The sequence below is a fragment of the Kitasatospora sp. NPDC057518 genome (genome assembly GCF_042802075.1).
GTDB lineage: Bacteria > Actinomycetota > Actinomycetes > Streptomycetales > Streptomycetaceae > Kitasatospora.
The window spans coordinates 1-2763 of sequence record NZ_JBHVEU010000693.1 but is presented as its reverse complement, the minus strand read 5'-3'; the positions used below and the strand labels follow the sequence as shown (position 1 = coordinate 2763).

The following is a 2763-nucleotide window of genomic DNA, read 5'->3' as shown; positions in this document are numbered from 1 at the left end:
CGCCGACGGCCGCATCGTCGACGAACTCCACCAGCCCACCGCCGACACCGTCCTGGACCGCATGCGCCGCTTCGACGCCAAGGGCCGCACCAGCTGATCCGGCCCACCGAGGCCCGAAGCCACCCGTCCCCCGAGTACCCCCAGGACTGACACTCCCTCATGTTCCGCACCGCACTGCGCAATGTGCTCGCCCACAAGGGCCGGCTGCTGATGACGGTACTGGCCGTCATGCTCGGCACCGCCTTCGTGTCCGGCACGCTGGTCTTCTCCGACACCTTCGGCAACGCGCTGAGGACCCAGAACTCCAAGAGCTACACCGACGTCGCCGTCACGGTCGCCGACCGCGAGGCCCGCAACCTCAGCGACGACGACGGCGGCCGGATCGCCGGCCCGACCCTCACCGAGGAGACCCGCACCAAGGTCGCCGCGGTGCCCGGCGTCGCCGAGGTCCGCGGCGTGGTCAGCGGCTTCGCCGGCATCGCCGACACCAAGGGCGCGCTGATCGGCAACGGCTTCTCCACCACCGGCACCAACTACGTGCCGGGCGCCGACGGCACCGACCCGCGCTACCCGCTGGTCGAGGGCCGCGGCCCGAAGGACGCCACCGAGATCGCGCTGGACCGCAAGACCGCCGACAAGGGCGGCTACAAGGTCGGCGACACCGTCCGGGTCGCGGTCAACGGCCCGGTGATGAAGCTCAAGCTCACCGGCACCCTGACCACCAACGACCCGCGCGTGGTGGCCGGCGGCTCGCTCGCCGCCTTCGACACCGCCACCGCCCAGCAGCTCTACCTGACCCCGGGCCGCTACGCCGAGCTGGACGTCAGGTCCAAGCCGGGGACCGACGACGCCGCGCTGCTCACCGCCGTCAAGCAGGCCGTCCCGCAGGGCGACTCCATCGAGGCGAAGACCGGCCGCGAACTCGCCGCCGAGCAGGACGAGATGATCCGGAAGGGCACCACCGTCCTGACCACCGTCCTGATGGGCTTCGCGGGCATCGCGCTGTTCGTCGGGATCTTCATCATCGCCAACACCTTCACCATGCTGGTCGCCCAGCGCACCAAGGAGCTGGCGCTGCTGCGCGCCGTCGGCGCCACCCGCCGCCAGATCACCCGCTCGGTGCTGATCGAGGCCGTGCTGGTCGGCCTGACCGCCGCGGTGACCGGCCTGCTGGCGGGCATCGGCATCGCCGCCGGACTCAAGTCGCTGCTCAACGGCCCGATGGACGCCAACCTGCCGGACGGCCCGCTGATCATCGCCCCGACCACGGTGGTCGCCGCGCTCGCGGTCGGCGTGCTGGTGACGGTGCTGGCCGCCTGGCTGCCCGCCCGCCGGGCCTCCCGGATCGCCCCGGTGGCGGCGATGAGCTCGGCCGAGCAGCCCGCGACCCAGAAGGGCCTGCGGATCCGCAACACCATCGGCCTGCTGTTCTCCCTGGCCGGCCTCGCCGCGCTGGCCGGCGGTGTGGCCGGCAAGGAGGTCAAGCTGGTCGGCCTCGGCGCCGGCACGCTGCTGATCGGCGTGTTCGTGCTGACCCCGCTGCTGTCCCGGCCGCTGATCGCGCTGTTCGCCCCGCTGCTGCGCGCCGTGTACGGCGCCCCGGGCAAGCTGGCCCAGGAGAACGCGGTCCGCAACCCGCGCCGCACCGCCGCGACCGCCTCGGCGCTGACCATCGGCGTCACCCTGATCACCTCGCTGACGGTGATCGGCGCCTCGGTGAACCAGGCCGTGGACAAGGCCGCCGAGACCGACCTCAAGGCCGACTACACCGTCGCCATGCAGAACTTCTCGAAGCTCTCCCCCGAGGTCGCCGCCCAGATCGCCAAGGCGCCCGGCGTCAGCGTGATCAGCGCCGAGCGCAACGTCACCGTCAAGACGGGGCAGAACGGCGAGGACAGCGAGTGGATGACTGCGGTGGACGCCGCGACCATCGACCAGGTGGCCACCGTCAAGGTCAAGGAGGGCTCCCCGGACGCCCTCAAGCAGGGCAGGCTGCTGGTCAGTTCGGGCCGCGCCGAGCGCGCCGGCTACAAGGTCGGCGACACCCTCGCCGTCACCTACCCGGACGGCGCCAAGGGCTCGCTGACCGTCGGCGGCATCCTGGAGGCCAACACCGCGCTGGCCTCGGTCATCGTCCCGGAGGCCGTGGTCGCCCCGCACCTGGCGCCCGCCACCGGCCTGGAGAAGGTCCTGGTCAAGGGCACCAACGGCGCGACCGAGGAGCTGAAGCAGGCGCTGCGCGACGCGACCGGCGGCAACCCGCTGATCGCGGTCAAGGGCGCGAAGGAGATCAAGGCGGAGAACCGCCAGATGATCACCGGCATCCTGAACATGATGTACGGGCTGCTCGGCATGTCCGTGGTCATCGCGGTGCTCGGCGTGGTCAACACCATGGCCATGTCGGTGTTCGAGCGCCGCCGGGAGATCGGCATGCTGCGGGCGATCGGCCTGGACCGGCTCGGCATCCGCCGGATGGTCCGGCTGGAGTCGCTGCTGATCGCGCTGTTCGGCGGGCTGGTGGGTGTCGGACTCGGCATCCTGGTCGCCTGGGCGGGTGTGCGCACGCTGGCGGACAGCCTCAAGGACATCACCACCGTGGTGCCGCCGGTGCAGACCGTCGGCTTCCTGCTCGCGGCCGCCGTGATCGGCCTGCTGGCCGCGCTCTGGCCGGCCCACCGGGCGGCGAAGCTGGACATCCTGGACTCGATCAAGAGCCAGTAGTCCGGGCCCGGAACAGATGGAGCCCCCGGGGCGGTTCGGAAG

At 71.7% G+C, this 2763-nt stretch carries 1 protein-coding gene and 1 pseudogene; both read left to right on the top strand.

Annotation, left to right across the window (positions count from 1 at the left end; translation table 11 throughout):
* A pseudogene (locus ACFU7Z_RS38445) lies at nucleotides 1-97 on the top strand (ABC transporter ATP-binding protein); the annotation flags it as partial.
* 62 nt (nucleotides 98-159) lie between these two features.
* On the top strand, nucleotides 160-2721 hold the full coding sequence (locus tag ACFU7Z_RS38440; RefSeq protein WP_380782767.1) for an ABC transporter permease: 2562 nt from the start codon (nucleotides 160-162) through the stop codon (nucleotides 2719-2721).
* The last annotated feature ends 42 nt before the right edge of the window (nucleotides 2722-2763 follow it).

Excerpts from the sequence above, each read along its gene's own strand:
- ACFU7Z_RS38440 (WP_380782767.1), top strand. The coding sequence starts at position 160 with ATGTTCCGCACCGCACTGCGCAATGTGCTCGCCCACAAGGGCCGGCTG.